This window comes from Natronoarchaeum mannanilyticum (assembly GCF_039522665.1).
GTDB classification, from domain to species: domain Archaea; phylum Halobacteriota; class Halobacteria; order Halobacteriales; family Natronoarchaeaceae; genus Natronoarchaeum; species Natronoarchaeum mannanilyticum.
Window position 1 is genome coordinate 309,724 of record NZ_BAAADV010000004.1, and the last position, 15,049, is coordinate 324,772.

Sequence of the window (15,049 nt, forward strand, 5' to 3'; positions counted from 1 at the left end):
CATGACTGTTCTGCTAATTATTTCCTGCTTGGTAGGATGGACGAACGGCATCGGGCGCGGCGGCTGGCGAAAAGCGTCGACGAAGAAGGAACGGCGTCCGACTACCAGGTGCCGTGGAACGTGTCGAAGCTCAACTCGTCCAGCGGCTTGTTGCCGACGGCGATCTCGTACTCGCCGGGCGTCAGGAGCGGCTTGTGGAACTGCGGCCCGTCGTCGGTCGTGATCCGCGGACAGCCGGTGTTGACGAAGGCGTCGAAGCCGAAGTTGCGCAGCCGGTCCGGCGTCACCTCGTCCATCGTGATGAGGTAGGCGTTCTCGTTCTCGTCGAGGATCTTCTCGGCCTGGTCCATGCGGCCCTGGCCGATCTTGGTGCAGAAGATGACGCCCCACGTCTCGGCGTCCATCGCCTTGTGGACGGTCGCGTAGCGCTGCTTGAGGAACTTCTCGGTGTCGGCGATCGTCACGACGTTGTTGACGGGGTCGCCGATGACGACTTTCTTGTCGGGGTGCTCCATCGCCAGCCCGAGCGGGTGGAACTTTCCGCCGCCGACGTACAGCACCTGATCGGCCGGGACGTCCGCGGAGGCGTAGTTACAGCCCAGCACCTGCCCCTCGTGGGTGAGCCGCTCGTCGCCCCGCCGGGTCAGCACCTCGTAGCCCCGGTCTTCGAGCCAGTCGGCCATGTCGTCGAACCGGTTCATGTGCTGAGCCGTGGTGACGAGCCCGACTTCCGGATCGTCCTCGGGATCCGCGAGTTCTTCCTCGGCTTCCTCCATGATCGGCAGCACGTCGACGTTCGAGAACAGCGGGACGTAGATGATCTTCTCCGACTCCTTCATCGGGCTGTGCCCGAAGTGGACGAACACGTCGGTCCGCCGCATCAGGAACGTGTCGAGGTCGCAGGCGCCGTAACACGGCTGGCCCGACAGCATGATCGTCACGTCGTCGTCGACGAGCTCGCGCAGGTCGTCGGCCACCCGCGGCCCGCGGCGCTTGAGCCCCTCGGGGAACTGCAGTCCGACCTTCTCGGCGTCGCGCTCCTCGACCGCCGAAACGATGCGGTCGAGTTCGTAGTCCCACTCCCGGTCGTGCTTGAGCGACATCCCCGTGTTCCGGAGGTCGCCCTCGCTGTACGTCTGCTCGCTCATTGCACCTTCGTAGCGACTCACGACGTATAACACGTACGTTACTGGAGCGAGGGTGGTGTCGTCTGGCGCACCCCACTTCGGCGAACACGCGGCCAGACCGGCCGCTGGCGCCGGGATTCAAGCGCCTGGGACGCTTTCGTCCGCCCATGACGAAGTCCGACGTTCCCCTCGAACACAAGACGATCAGCCCGCCCGACGACGCCGACGGCCCGCACCCGGCCGTCTTCGTGTTCCACGGCCGCGGCGCCGACGAGACCGACCTGCTGCCGGTCGCCCAGCGGTTCCCTGACGAGCTGTTCGTCGTCAGCTTCCGCGCGCCCGACCGCCTTCAGGGCGGGTACACCTGGTACGATCTGGACCTCTCCGCGGGCGGGATCCACCAGAGCCAGCCCGACGCCGACGAGTTCCGCCGGAGCCTCGATCTGATCGACGAGTCGATCGACGCCGCCGTCGAGGCGTACGACCTCGATCCCGATCGGCTGGGGCTGCTCGGGTTCAGCCAGGGCGCGATCTCTACCTTCGCCTTGCTGCTCGAACACCCCGGCCGGTTCGCGTGGGCCGCCGGACTCCACGGCTACCTCCCCGAGTCTCACGCCGACCTGACGCCCGAGGGGATCGAGGGAACGCCGGTGTTCGTCGGCGCCGGCCAGCAAGATCAGATCATCCCGCCCGCCCGCGCGGAGAACGCCGCCGTGCGGCTGAGCGAGGTCGGCTGCGCCGTCGACTCGAACACGTACGACGTGGGGCACGGCATCGGCCCGGACGAACTCGAGGACCTGCTGTCCTGGCTCGACGACAGGACGGCGTGATTTCTCCCGCGGGCCGTCCTTCGGCGTCACTCGGAAGCCCCGGACTCATCGCCGATGCGGACCCGCAGCGCGCGCGGTAGCACGGAGAACTCGACGTCGTCGAACTGCCGGATCTCGCCGTCCAGACTGAACGTCACCGGCTCGTCGTCGAGGTGCTCGAACGCGAGTGCGCTCGCCTTCAGCGTCGTGACGTGCTCGGTATCCTGCCCGAGCAAGCGCTGGGCGACGGTCTCGGCGACGGCGTCGCTCGGCGGCATCCGCTCGCCGATCTTCACCTCCAGCAGGCCGTCCCGCGCCCTTTCCGGCCCGCTGTCCGGATCGAACGTTCGGAGATTGCCGACCAGCACCGTCAGCGCTTCACCTCGCCAGGTGACCGACTCGCCGTCCACAGCCGAAGCGTCGGCCTCGGCGCCGTCAGCGAACTCGCCGTCGGCCTCGACCGCCACGCGCAGGCCGTCGAACGCCAGCGTCTCCTGGACGCCGCCGATGACGAACGCCAGTGACCCGAACCGTCGTTTCAACTCGTGCGTGGCCGCAGCGCTGGCGTCCGCCGGCAGGCCCGCGATCGCCGACATCACGAACGGCTCGTCGCCCGCGACGCCGAGGTCGATGCGCCGCGTCTCGCCGGCCTCGGCGATGTCGAACCCTTCCGCGAGCGATCCGACGCCGAGGTGCTCGGCGACGATGTTCTCGGTCCCGGACGGGACGACCGCCAGCGTCACGGCGTCGAGCGCGTCGGCGCGGTACAGCCCCTCGACGACCTCGTTGAGCGTCCCGTCGCCGCCGCAGACCGCGAGCAGGTCGACGCCGTCTGCGGCCGCGCGCTCGGCGAGTTCGATCGCGTGGCCCGCCCGTTCGGTCTCGACGACGTCGAACCCGCGCTCGGCGGCGAGTTCGCGCACCCGCTCGACGTGGTCGGCGCGGCCGCTCGTCGGGTTCAGGATCGCGCGCCGATTGTCGGCGGAGAGGTCGCGATCCTCGTCAGGCGAGTCGTCACTCGACGTTGGGACCATCACGCGTACGCACGACGCCGCCGGACAAAAACGGGGGGCGGCGTCGCGCCTCGAAACTGGACGCCCGCTCCGATCGATTCGGTCCGCTCCGATCGATTTGGCCCGCTCCGATCGCTCCGCTCAGTTTCCGCGCAGACGCCGCAGCGGCTTCAGCACGACCGGGACGTAGTCCTCGTGGGGGTCGTACTTCCGGAACAGCAGGCTGTTGGTCATCACCGAGACGCTGGAGCCGGTCATCGCCAGCCCCGCGAGCGCGGGGTTGAGCAGTCCCAGCGAGGCGATCGGGAGCAGCGACGCGTTGTAGGCGAAGGCCCAGAACAGGTTCTGGCGCACCTTCTGCAGCGTCGCTTCGGAGATGCGGATCGCCTTCAGCACGTCCGACGGGTCGTCGCGCATCAGCGTCACGTCTGCGCTCTCGATCGCGACGTCGGTGCCGCTGCCGACCGCGATGCCGACGTGAGCCGCGGTGAGTGCGGGCGCGTCGTTGACGCCGTCGCCGACCATGATCGCCCGAGTGCCGTCCGCCTGGATTTCCTCGACGGCGTCGGCCTTGTCCTCAGGCAGCACCTCGGCGTACACGTTCTCGGGGTCGATGCCCAGTTCCTCGGCGACCGCGTGAGCAGTCCGCTCGTTGTCGCCGGTGAGCATCACGGTCTCCAGCCCGCGGTCGTGCAGCTCGGCGACCGTCTCCTTCGCACTGTCGCGGACCGTGTCGGCGGTCGCGATCACGCCGATGAGTTCGCCGTCGAGCGCGACCAGCATCGCCGTCTTGCCCTCGCGCTCCAGGCGCTCCATCGTGTCCTCAGCGGGGTCGGGATCGACGCCGTTGTCCCGCATGAGCTTGCGGTTCCCCACCAGCGCCTCGCCGCGCGGCGTCTCGGCGCGGACGCCGTGACCGGGCACGTTCTCGAAGTTCTCGGGATCGTCGACGTCGACGCCGCGGTCCTCGGCGCCGTCGACGATGGCTTTCGCGAGCGGGTGCTCGGAGCCGGACTCGACGGTGGCGGCGACCGAGAGCACGAGGGACTCGTCGGCTTCCTGCTCGACGAGGCCGCCGTCAGTAGCCGCGTCGCCGTCCCCTCCGTCGGCCGCGACGCCGCCCCGCACCGGCTCCACGTCGGTCAGGCGCATGTCGCCGTGGGTCAGCGTCCCGGTCTTGTCGAACACGACGACGTCGACGCCGCGGACGCGTTCGAGCACGTCCGCACCCTTGAACAGGACGCCGTTGGTCGCGCTGATCGTCGAGCCGACCATCGTCGCCGCGGGCGTCGCGAGGCCGAGTGCGCAGGGGCAGGCGATCAGGATCGCGCTCGCGAGCACCACCATCGAGTACTCGAGGGTCGAGACGGTGCCGTCGACGGGGCCGCCGCCCACGGGCTCCCAGAGCGGCAGCCAGTCGACGAAACCGGCCAGCGCCTCGGGGAACGCGAACCACACCAGCGCCCAGAACACGGCGTTCGCGATCACCGCCGGGACGAAGTACGCCGAGACGGTGTCGACCAGCCGCTGGACGTCGGGCTGGCGCGCCTGGGCCTCCTTGACGCGCTGGACGATCTGCTGGATCGCGGTGTCCTCGCCGACCTGCGTCGCCTCGACGAGCAGCACGCCGTTCTCGTTGATCGTCGACCCGACGACCTCGTCGCCCTCCGCCTTCTCGACGGGGACGGACTCGCCGGTGACCATCGACTCGTCGACCGCGCTCTGGCCGTCGACGACGACGCCGTCGGTCGGGATCTTCTCGCCCGGCCGGACCTTCATCACGTCGCCGACCTCGATTTCCTCGACGGGAACGCTCTTCTCCTCGCCGTCCTCGACGAGCGTCGCCTCGTCGGCCTCCAGTTCGAGCAGCTTCCGCAGCGCGTCGCTGGCCTGGGCCTTCGAGCGCGCCTCCAGCCAGTTGCCCAGCGTGATGAACCACAGGATCACCGCGACGGCCTCGAAGTAGAGTCCGGCGTCGGCGATCAGGTCGAACAGGACGACCGTGCTGAACAGGTAGGCCGTCGAGGAGCCGACCGCGACCAGCGTGTCCATGTTCGCTCGGCCGCTATTTTTCGCGGCTTTGTACGCGCCGACGATGAACTCCCTACCCAGCGTCGCCATCAGGACGGAGGCGAGGCCGAACTCGACCCAGTGGAACCACTCCGGGAGGAACTCGCCGGTGAACATCTGAACCATCACCAGCAGGAACGGCGCCGCGAGCACGCCGCCGCCGATCACCAGGCGTCGCTGCCGGGCCAGCTCACGCTCGGCGGCGGTTTCGCGTTCCTCGCCGCCCTCACCGTCGCCCTCCTCGCCGGCCTGGGGTCGATCGGGCTCGTAGCCCGCGTCCTCGATCGCGTCGTACACGGCGTCGAGGTCGGCGTCGACGGGGTTGTAGGTGACCTGCGCCTCGTCGGTGGCGAAGTTGACGCTGGCGTCGATCACGCCGGGGATGCCCTCGATGGCCTCCTCGTTGGTTTCCGCGCAGGAGGCACAGGACATCCCGGCGATCCCGACGGTCTCGGTCGCACTCTCGGCCTCGTAGCCCGCCGATTCGATGGCCTCGTAGATTTCGCCCAGCGATACCTCCTCGGGGTCGTACTCGACGGTGCCCTCGTCGGTCGCGAAGTTCGCGTTGACCGACGCGACGCCGTCAAGCTCGCCGACGGACTCCTCGATCGTTGAGGAGCACGTCGCGCACGACATCCCGGTTATCTCCAGGTGCGCTGTCTCGGTACTCATCACTTGTGTCTATCTAGGGGCTGTAGTTTGAAGCGGGTTTCCCCTAACGACCTTCGGGTTTGGCGCGTATCTGATCTAGCGTCGGTCGGTTTTCGGCAACTGCTACTCGACCAGATTGCGGGACTCGTCCGAAACGCCGACAGAACCGGGATACGGCGCGCCAGCGAGCGCTAGCCGGTCGCCGCTCCCTCAGCCTTCAGCCCCTTCCTGCAGCTCGGCGTACCGCTCTCTGAACAGCTCCTCGCAGGATTCGCAGCAGACGAAGTACCGTCGGTCGTCGATCTCCAGCGAGAGCCCGTCGTCGTCGACCTCCTTTCCGCACTCCACGCAGGAGATGGCGAACTCGCCCCTGCGGAGATCCGGGTTCCACGACGACTCGACGACGCCGCCGACGTCGTAGGAGAGCACGTCCCGGCCCTCCAGCAGGTCCGCAAACAGGCGCCGCACCTCGGGCTCGCCCGCGTGGACGTGGGCCAGCACGCGCCCGCTCTCGGTTCGGATGACGTGCTCGACGACATCGACGTCGCGGAGCTCGTCGGCCAGCGTCCCGGCGTCGCCCGGCGCGAGCTGGACCTCCACGAGCCGGGCGTCCTGGGTCGCCAGCATCGACTGGTCGACGGCGACGGTAAAGCGCTCAACGATGCCGAGCTCGCGCATACGCTCGACCCGTTCGGAGACGGTCGGCGCCGTCAGTCCGACCCGGTCGGCGATCTCGCGGTACGATCGGCTGGCGTCTTCGATCAGCAGTTCCAGTATCTCGGCGTCGGTCTCGTCCAGTGCCACTGTTGGCATGAGATTGCGAAGCCAGCGCGAAACGTGTTGGGGTCGCGATTCGGCGTCTCCGCGGCCCTCGCCGCGATCACGCCAGCAGGTGCTCGACCTTGGCGTACCGCCCGGCCTGCCAGCCGGTGACGAGCGCGACGAGGCCGCCGAGCACGATCGCGAGCGCGAGGCCGACGGCGTAGATCTCGACCGACGGCTGTACGAGCCCCTCGAAGCCGACGACGCGCTCGGCGAGGCGATTCAGTCCGGCGGCGATCGGACGCGTCGCGGCGACGCCGACGATACCGCCGAGCACGCCGATGACCAGCCCCTGGGCGCCGATCGTCCCCGCGAGCACGCCCCGCGAGAGCCCGATCGCGCGCAGCGCCGCCAGCTCGTCGCGCTGCTGGTAGGCAACGAGCGCGAACAGGTTGATCGTCAGGACGGCGCCGCCGAGGATGGCGAAGCCGACCAGCGTGACGCCGCTGGCGAGCACGAGCGTGCGCTCCTGGAGCAGCTTCTCGACCTGCTGGTCGCTCGTCCGGACGTCGTAGGCGGGGTACTCGGCGGCGAGCTCGTCCCGAACCGCGGCGGGGTCGGCGCCCTCCGTCGTGTCGGCCATGACGAACGTCGCCCGATCCGTGCCGGCGGTGCCGGTCATCGCCTGCAGGTCGGTGATCGGGACGGTCGCGGTCGGCGAGCCGAGGAACTGCGAGTAGTGCGCGGAGGTGCCGACGACGGTGGCCTCGTGGAGCGTCGCCCTGCTGGAACCGACGTAGACCGCGTCGCCGACGCCGACGCCCAGCGACTCGGCGGTCCGCGGGTCGAGGACGATCTCCTCGCGGGTCGGCTCGTAGGGGGTCGCCGCGGCGTAGTCTTCCTCGTCGAGCACGAACCCTTCGCCGCTCTCGAAGTCGAACCCCTCGTGCGTCCGGCTCGTGCCGACCGCCGGCACCCGTTGCAGGTCCGACCGATCGGTGCCGACGTACACCTCGTGCATCGCCACCGGTTGGGCGACCCGGACGTCCTCTCGCGACTGGACGCTCCGCGCCACGCTGTGGGCGTCGACGATCGGGTTCTCGGTGCCGCTCGCGGCCGGATCGATCGGATCGTTCGAGATCCAGAGGTCCCGGTCGGCCTGCTCTAACCCCTGCTCGCCCTTATCGACGACGCCGGCGCCGAGGCTCGCCAGCAGCGTCACCGAGAGCACCGCGAGCGCGACGGCGAGCACCGTCAGGAGTGTCCGCCCCGGCGCTCGGCGCAGCTGGGCGAACGCGAGTCCGAGAACCGCCCGGAATCGGACGAGGGCGTCGCGGACGCTCACCGCGTCACCTCCCGCCGGACGAAGATGGTACGACTGCTCATCGCCCTACCTCCTCCAGCACGTTCGTCCGCGCGGCGACCACGAGCGGGTACGGCACCGCGACCAGTCCCGAGACGAGGGCGACGGCGAACGCGTAGGGGACGAACAGCGGGTGGACAATTGCGACAGTCCGGGACGCGACGGTCGCCCCGGCGACGGCGTCCACGGCGAGCACGCCCAGCACGCCGCCGACGATTCCGAGTACGGCGCCCAGCAGCGTCGTCACCAGCGTCGAGACGCCGACGACGGCCAGCCTGCTGTGAGTGGGAAAGCCGATCGCCTCCAGCACGGCGAGCATCCGGCGGTCCTCGTTGACCGTGATCCCCATCGTCGTCGCGACGAAGGCGGCGCAGATGGCGACGCCGACGACCAGCGCGATCAGGCTGGTGGCGAACGCCAGCCCGTCGTCGAACAGCTGCGAGGGATCGGTGCCGCCCGCTGTCTCGACGGTTGCGTTCGGGTAGGCGTCCTCGCCGGCCGCCGCGGCCGCGTCGGCGTCGCCCCACACCAGCACCCGATCGGCGAGTTCGCCGGCGCTCGCGCCGGAGATCGACTGGAGCTCGCTCAGGTGGACCAGCGCCACGGGCACGTCGGCGTCGCGCTCGTTGCCCGCCGCGGCGTCGATCTCGGCGACGCCGAACGTCGTCCGATCGGTCGCGGTTCGGTTGCCGGCGACGCGGAACTCCTCGTTCTCGGCGGCGTCGAGCCGCTCGGCCGCGGCGTCCGAGAGCACCAGCTCGCCCGTTCGCGGGCCGTCGTACGAGCCGTCGGCGTAGTGGGGATCGCCCGGCTCCAGTCCGGTGGTGGGAAGGCCCGCGACCGTGCGCTCCTCGTCGTCCGGAACGACGCCGACGAGCAACACGAGTCCGGATTCGTCACCGTCGCCGCCCCCGGCGCTCTCCAGTCGAACCGTCTCGACGAGGACCGGCGACGCGTGGTCGACGCCCTCGCGCTCGCGGAGCTGCGCGGCGCGCTCGTTCGCAGCGCCGAGCTGTGCGGGTTCGACGCCGCCGACGTCCGAGAGCGTCTCGCCCCGTTCGGGCACCACGGTCGCCTCGGCGTCGGCCTGGGACACGACGCCGGCGTTCGCGAGCGCCAGCGCGATGCCGGTCACGACCAGCAGGATCGCGATCGTCAGCGCGACGGCGCCGGTCGACGCCGCCATCCGGCCGGTTCGGGTCGTCGTGGCCTGCTTCCAGAGCCGCGTCGCCGAGATGCCGAACAGACCTCGCCAGCGCGAGCGTCGCCTGTCGCCGTCATCCCGCATCCTCGATCACCATCCCGTCGCGCAGCCGGACGACGTCGTCGGCGATCGCCAGCGTCGCGCTGTCGTGGGAAGCGACCAGCACGGCCCGGTCGTCGCCCAGCGAGGTCAGCAGTTCGAGGACCTCCGTGCCCGTCGCGGTGTCTAACTCGCCGGTCGGCTCGTCGGCGACGATCACGTCCGGGTCCGTCGACAGCGAGCGGGCGATCGCGACGCGCTGGCGCTCCCCGCCGCTGAGTTCGCCCGGCAGGTGAGTCGTCCGGTCGCCCAGGCCGACCTGTTCCAGCAGCTCCACGGCGCGCTCCCGGCGCTTCGATCGCGGGACGCCGGCCTGCACGAGCGGCAACGCGACGTTCGCGCGCGCCGTCAGCGAGGGAAGGAGGTGGAAGCGCTGAAAGACGATGCCGACGTGCTCGCGTCGTACCCGGACGCGCTCGCGATCCGAGAGAGCGGTGAGATCGGTGCCCAGCAACTCGACGGTCCCGGAGGTCGGGACCAGCAGTCCCGACACCGCGTGCAGGATCGTCGACTTGCCGCTGCCGCTGGGTCCTTTCAGCCCGACGATCGTCCCCGGCTGGACCGCCAGCGAGACGTCCCGCAGCGCCGTCAGGGTGCGGTCGTTCCCGGAGCCAAAGCGGCCGCTGTCGGTTCCGTACTCGTGGGTGACGTCGTCGAGCCGGACGGCGGCTGTCGATTCACCCTCGTCCGACGACGCGGACCGGCCGCGCCCCGAGCGATCGAGTATTTTCACGGAGTCACTCACTCCAGCCGAGAGCGACGCCGTACATTGTATCTCTGCGCTTATCCGGACGGCGGCGGGATTAACCTCTCTCTCCCCGACGGTCTGTGCACGCGATTCGAGCGCGGTCGAGCGACTAGAGTCGGCCTAACTCCCGGTCAAACGGTTGGGGACGAAACAGGCTAAACGGGCACCCGTACCGCTCTAACTGGGTACAACCGCGTACCCGTCTGTGAAGTGCGTCCGGCCGGGTCGCAACCGAACGTCGGGTTCACGGACACTATCTGTAGACGAAAATCGGCGTCGACGCCGGTCGGGCGGTAGCTGTCTACGGTGACGGTCGGGAAAAACGAACCCGCGAGTCGCTCAGGACTGCCGGTAGATCAGGTTGCGCTGGATCTCGTTGGCGCCCTCGTAGATCACCGGGACCCGGACGTCGCGGTAGACGCGAGCGATCCGGCGGTCGGTCAGCACCGAGCGGCCGCCGTGGAACTGCATCCCCTGCTCGGCGCAGTCCGTGGCGACCTCGGTCGTCTTCGTCTTGGCCATCGCGGCCCAGAGGCCGGGATCCTCGCCCTGCTCGACCTTCTCGGCGGCGCGCCACGCGAGCGCGCGAGCGCTCTCGAACTCCAGTCGCATGTCCGCCAGCCCGTGCTGGACGGCCTGGAAGTCGCTGATCGTCCGGCCGAACTCCTCGCGGCCGTGGGTGAACTCCCAGGCCTCCTCGATCGCGGCGGCGGCCAGTCCCAGCCCGTGGCCCGAGACGACGACGCGACCGTGGTTGAAGAACTCCGCGAGCATCCAGAAGCCGGCGCCCTCAGTGCCGATCAGGTTCTCCTCGGGGATCCGGCAGTCGTCGAAGACGATGTGGGCCTGCTTCGACGCTCTGAAGCCCATCTTCTCGGGGATGTGCTCGGCCTCGTACCCCTCGGCGTCGGTCGGCACGATGAACATCGAGTGGTTGCCGTAGCGGTTCTCCTCGTCGTCGCCCGTCCGGGCGTAGACGGTGAGCCAGTCGCCCTCGACGCCGTTGCCGATCCAGTACTTCTCGCCGTTGAGGACGTACTCGTCGCCCTCCTTCTCGGCGCGGGTCGTCATCCCGGCGAGATCGCTGCCGGTGTCGGGTTCCGACACCGCGAGTCCGGTGATCTGGTCGCCCTCTGCGACCGGGCGGAGGTACTCCTCGTGCTGTTCCTCGTTGCCGTACTCCTCGACGATCTCGGCGCCGAAGCTCGCGAGCTGGAGCGTCAGCGCGATGCCGGCGTCCGCCCGATAAAACTCCTCGGCGATCGCGAGCACCTCGGTCAGCGATAGCCCGCGCCCGCCGAGCTCCTCGTCGAGGTCCTGGGCGACCAGTCCGGCCTCCTGCCCGGCTTCCAGAATGTCGTGGGGGTACTCGCCCTTTCGGAAGTACTCCTCGGCGTTGGGGGCGATGTGTTCCTCGGCGAACTCGCGGGCCTCCTGTTTGACGTCGCGCGCGTGCTCCGGCACGATGGTCTCGTCCAGCAGTTCCATGTCTCCGAGGAAGGCGCCGACGCCGATATATCTCAGGGAACGCCTAGCACGGTGCGAACGATTTGTTTCCCCCGGCGCTCAGGGACTGTATTCGCGCTGGCCGCCGGCGCCGCCGCCCGAGCCGCCGCGGTTGAACAGGAACAGCACGAACAGCAGCGGCGAGAGGAACGCAACGACGAACGCCGCGCCGAGCATCTGGAGCATCGGCGGGATGCCGCCGGAGCCCTGTGATTCACCGCCCTCTTCCGTCCCACCGCCGCCACCGGCCTGACCGGAGACGTCGCCGACCGCGACGCCGCCCTTCATGCCCACGCTGACGTGGGGTTCGCAGACGTACCGGTACTGTCCGTCCTCCTCGAACGTGTGCTCGAACGTCGCCCCTTCCTCGCTCAGCAGGTCGCTGCCGAACGCGTCGCCGCCCTCGTGGACGACGTTGTGGGGGACGCCCTCGCCGGTCCACTCCCAGGTCACGGTCGTGCCGGGATCGACCCAGATCGCCGGCGGGTCGAACAGGAACCCGTTGCCGGCGCCGACCGCGACGGTGACCGAGTCCTGCCCGCGGAGGTCCTGCGTGCTCTCGTAGTTGTCGACGTCCGAGAACCAGTCGCCCCAGTCGGGACCTTCTCCGGCGTCGCCACCCGACTCGTTGCCGGATTCGTTTTCCTGTGCGAGCGCCGAACCGCTACCTGCGGCGCTCGCGGCGCCGAGCGTGACGCCGGCGCCCAGCGTCCGCCGGAGCGCGCCGCGGCGAGTCAACTGTGAACCGCCGTCGCTGTCGTCCATACCGGAGCCTTGTCGCCCCGCGGCTAATACATTTTTTAATTCTCTCGCCGGGAGCACGCCGTCGAGCCGGCGTCCGGGATGCCACCGAGTCCGTGTCCGCGATGCCGTTCGGCTTCCTGAATCGTAACCGGCAACTCCGTCGCACCGCAATCGATCGACATGGTTCTGAAAGAGTCCGATCCGGCGCTGGAAGCAGGCGACGCCGCGCCCGAATTCGAACTGCCCGGCGTCGACGGCGAGACGTACTCCCCCTCGTCGTTCGCCGACTGCGAGGCGCTGCTCGTGGTGTTTACGTGCAACCACTGTCCGTACGCGCAGGCGAAGTTCGACCACCTCAACGAACTGGCGGCGTCGTACGACGACCTCGCAGTGGTCGGGATCAATCCCAACGACGCCGAAGAGTACCCCGACGACTCCTTCGAGGCGATGCAGGATTACGTTGCCGAAGGTCGGATCGCGTACGACTCCTACCTCCGGGACGAGAATCAGGATGTCGCTCGCGCGTACGGCGCCGTCTGTACGCCAGATCCGTTCTTGTTCCGCCGGAAGGACGGCGAGTTCCGCCTCGTTTACCAGGGGCGCCTTGACGACGCGCTGAATCCCGACGAGGAGCCGACCGAGTTCTACGTCCGCGATGCGGTCGAGACGATCCTCGCCGGTGAGCCCGTCGAGCAGGAGTGGCTCCGCTCCCAGGGCTGCTCGATCAAGTGGCGCGACTGAGCGCGCGCGAGCATTGCGGCCCGCAAAAGAGCGGAATTTTTGCAAATTCTTCGAAACGCCCCTGACGCCTCGACGAGCGCGGAATCTGTGACGAAACTTTACTTCTGGTTTCACGAAGCAAGTCGAGCGGCAACCCCTCTGCCGGTTTCCCTCTCCACATATTTCGTGTAATATCTACAAACACGAAAGTCAGCCTACGGTGATTCTATATCGATTATTAAATTGTTCATTAACAATAACCCTTGGGATTTATCATCATCTACTTCTGGAATTTGTCTGTGACAATGGATCACAACGACTCCAGTAGTGCTGTCGGTCGGCGAAGCGTTCTGAAAGGACTCGGCGCGCTGGCAGCGGGGACAGCAATGGGATCGTCATTGACCGGTTCTGCGGCCGCTGAAATCGGCGATAGCGCCGTCTACCAGTACTATCACACGGACTGGACCACGATCACGAACAACCTCTCGGGCGTCGCGGACGCGGGCTACGACGCGATTCAGGTCCCGCCCGCCCAGTTCAGCCGGATCTACAAGTACGAGCGGCAGAACGACGAGTACACGTACGACCTCCCGCTGGGCTATCAGCCCATCGACTTCACGAACTTCGACAGCGAGTTCGGCACCGAGGCCGAGTATCAGGCGATGGTCGACGAGGCCCACGAGCAGGGGCTGGACGTCATCGCCGACGCCGTGATGAACCATCTCGCTGCCGGCGACAACGCGTTCGACCGACACGTGTCGATGGACGATATCCCGCGGTTCAGCGAGCGCGACCTCCATCCGGAGTGCCAGATCGATTACAACGATCCGCAGTCGGTCGAGAACTGCTGGCTCGTCGGCCTGCGCGACCTCGATCAGGACTCGTCGTACGTCCGGGGCGAACTGTACAACTACCTCCAGAAGTACGCCGATCTGGGCGTCGACGGGATCCGGTTCGACGCGGCCAAGCACATGTCCGAATCGTTCTTCAGCAACTACGCCAACCAGTGGGCCGACGAGCTCGGCCTCTACAGGGTCGGCGAAGTGCTGCAGGGATCGACCTCGTACAACCAGCAGTACGCCGACACGGGGATGTCCGTGACGGACTACGCGCTGTTCTACACGATGAAGGAGGACGTGTTCAACTCCGGCGGCGACATGAACGCTCTGGAGGGAGCGGGGCTGGTCAATCAGGATCCGACCAGCGCGATGACGTTCGTCTCCAATCACGACAGCGCGCCGCCGGAGTACGAGCGGCTGGCGTACGCCTACATCCTCACCTACGAGGGCTACCCCCGGGTGTACAACCACCGCATCGGCATCAGCGACGAGGAAATATCGACGCTGCTGTCGCTCCGTCGGAACGTCCTCTCCGGCGCGGCGACGACGCGCTACGTCGACAGCGAGCTGTACGTCTTCGAGCGCGGCGACGGGCTGGTCGTGCTCAACCGCGGCAACAGCCAGCGCAGCGAGTGGGTCCAGACGAACCAGGCGTCCGGGACGACGCTGACCGACTGCACCGGCAGCTCGTCGGACACGCAAGTCAACAGCGACGGCTACGTGCAGGTGTCGGCGCCCGCGGTCGGCTACGCCGTCTACTCGACGGAGTGCCCCGAGAGCGGGAGCGGTGGCGGCACCGAGCAGGTCACCCTCCAGATCGATGCGCCGACAGCCTCGGGCGAGTCGATCTTCTTCACCGGCTCGACGGGGTCGCTCACCAACTGGGGCGGCGGCGTCGAGGGCACCAACACGGGCGGCGACACGTGGGAAGTGACGATCGACGATCCGGGCACCTTGGAGTGGAAGACCCGGCGCGGCCCCGCTGGCGGCTCCGGCGACGTCTGGGAGTCCGGCGACAACCACTCCGAAGCCAACCTCTCGCCGACTCACAACGGATGGTCGGACGGATTCGAGGGCAATACCGGACTCACCATTCAGGTCGAGGCCCCGACGGCGTCGGGCGAATCGGTGTACTTCACCGGCTCGACGGAGTCGCTCACTAACTGGGGCGGCGGCATCGAGGGCACGAACGTGAGCGGCGACATCTGGGAGGTGTCGATCGAGGACCCCGGCTCGTTCGAGTGGAAGACCCGACGCGGCCCGTCGGGGAGCTCGGGTGACGTCTGGGAGTCCGGCGGCAACCACTCCGATGGGAATCTCTCGCCGACGCACAACGGTTGGTCGGACGGTTACTCCGGCTGACGACCGACGGCGTCTACGAGTGAGGACGCCGA

At 68.3% G+C, this 15,049-nt stretch carries 12 protein-coding genes; 3 read left to right on the forward strand and 9 right to left on the reverse strand.

Annotated elements, in window-relative coordinates; genetic code table 11:
- Positions 1-101: 101 nt before the first annotated feature.
- Positions 102-1,148, reverse strand: coding sequence for a diphthamide biosynthesis enzyme Dph2 (gene dph2 / locus ABDZ81_RS12315; protein ID WP_343774283.1), 1,047 nt, complete (start codon positions 1,146-1,148; stop codon positions 102-104).
- Between the two features lie 146 nt (positions 1,149-1,294).
- Between dph2 and ABDZ81_RS12320 the strand changes: the two genes are divergently transcribed.
- On the forward strand, positions 1,295-1,957 hold the full coding sequence (locus tag ABDZ81_RS12320) for an alpha/beta hydrolase (RefSeq protein ID WP_343774284.1): 663 nt from the start codon (positions 1,295-1,297) through the stop codon (positions 1,955-1,957).
- A 26-nt stretch (positions 1,958-1,983) separates the two neighbouring features.
- On the opposite strand, the gene ABDZ81_RS12325 is transcribed toward ABDZ81_RS12320, so the two are convergent.
- From ABDZ81_RS12325 to ABDZ81_RS12360, 8 genes are all read right to left on the reverse strand, one after another.
- Entirely contained in the window at positions 1,984-2,970 is a 987-nt protein-coding gene (locus ABDZ81_RS12325) for a diacylglycerol/lipid kinase family protein (RefSeq protein WP_343774285.1), read from the reverse strand.
- A gap of 120 nt (positions 2,971-3,090) precedes the next feature.
- Positions 3,091-5,691 (reverse strand): heavy metal translocating P-type ATPase, encoded by a 2,601-nt coding sequence (locus ABDZ81_RS12330; RefSeq protein ID WP_343774286.1) that lies wholly within the window; start codon positions 5,689-5,691, stop codon positions 3,091-3,093.
- A gap of 189 nt (positions 5,692-5,880) precedes the next feature.
- The gene (locus ABDZ81_RS12335; protein WP_343774287.1) at positions 5,881-6,474 is read right to left on the reverse strand and encodes an AsnC family transcriptional regulator; all 594 of its coding nucleotides are present in this window, start codon (positions 6,472-6,474) and stop codon (positions 5,881-5,883) included.
- 76 nt (positions 6,475-6,550) lie between these two features.
- On the reverse strand, positions 6,551-7,777 hold the full coding sequence (locus ABDZ81_RS12340) for an ABC transporter permease (protein ID WP_343774288.1): 1,227 nt from the start codon (positions 7,775-7,777) through the stop codon (positions 6,551-6,553).
- Between the two features lie 37 nt (positions 7,778-7,814).
- Complete coding sequence (locus tag ABDZ81_RS12345) at positions 7,815-9,083, reverse strand: ABC transporter permease (RefSeq protein ID WP_343774289.1); 1,269 nt, start codon at positions 9,081-9,083, stop codon at positions 7,815-7,817.
- Positions 9,073-9,825: an ABC transporter ATP-binding protein gene (locus ABDZ81_RS12350; protein ID WP_343774332.1), complete on the reverse strand. Its 753-nt coding sequence runs from the start codon at positions 9,823-9,825 to the stop codon at positions 9,073-9,075. The genes ABDZ81_RS12345 and ABDZ81_RS12350 overlap by 11 nt, the downstream gene beginning before the upstream one ends.
- A gap of 360 nt (positions 9,826-10,185) precedes the next feature.
- Positions 10,186-11,334: an acyl-CoA dehydrogenase family protein gene (locus ABDZ81_RS12355; protein WP_343774290.1), complete on the reverse strand. Its 1,149-nt coding sequence runs from the start codon at positions 11,332-11,334 to the stop codon at positions 10,186-10,188.
- A 78-nt stretch (positions 11,335-11,412) separates the two neighbouring features.
- Complete coding sequence (locus ABDZ81_RS12360; RefSeq protein WP_343774291.1) at positions 11,413-12,117, reverse strand: halocyanin domain-containing protein; 705 nt, start codon at positions 12,115-12,117, stop codon at positions 11,413-11,415.
- A 159-nt stretch (positions 12,118-12,276) separates the two neighbouring features.
- Here ABDZ81_RS12360 and ABDZ81_RS12365 point away from each other — a divergent pair, with 159 nt between their 5' ends.
- Positions 12,277-12,837 (forward strand): thioredoxin family protein, encoded by a 561-nt coding sequence (locus ABDZ81_RS12365; protein WP_343774292.1) that lies wholly within the window; start codon positions 12,277-12,279, stop codon positions 12,835-12,837.
- A 284-nt stretch (positions 12,838-13,121) separates the two neighbouring features.
- Positions 13,122-15,017: an alpha-amylase domain-containing protein gene (locus ABDZ81_RS12370; RefSeq protein ID WP_343774293.1), complete on the forward strand. Its 1,896-nt coding sequence runs from the start codon at positions 13,122-13,124 to the stop codon at positions 15,015-15,017.
- Positions 15,018-15,049 lie beyond the last annotated feature (32 nt).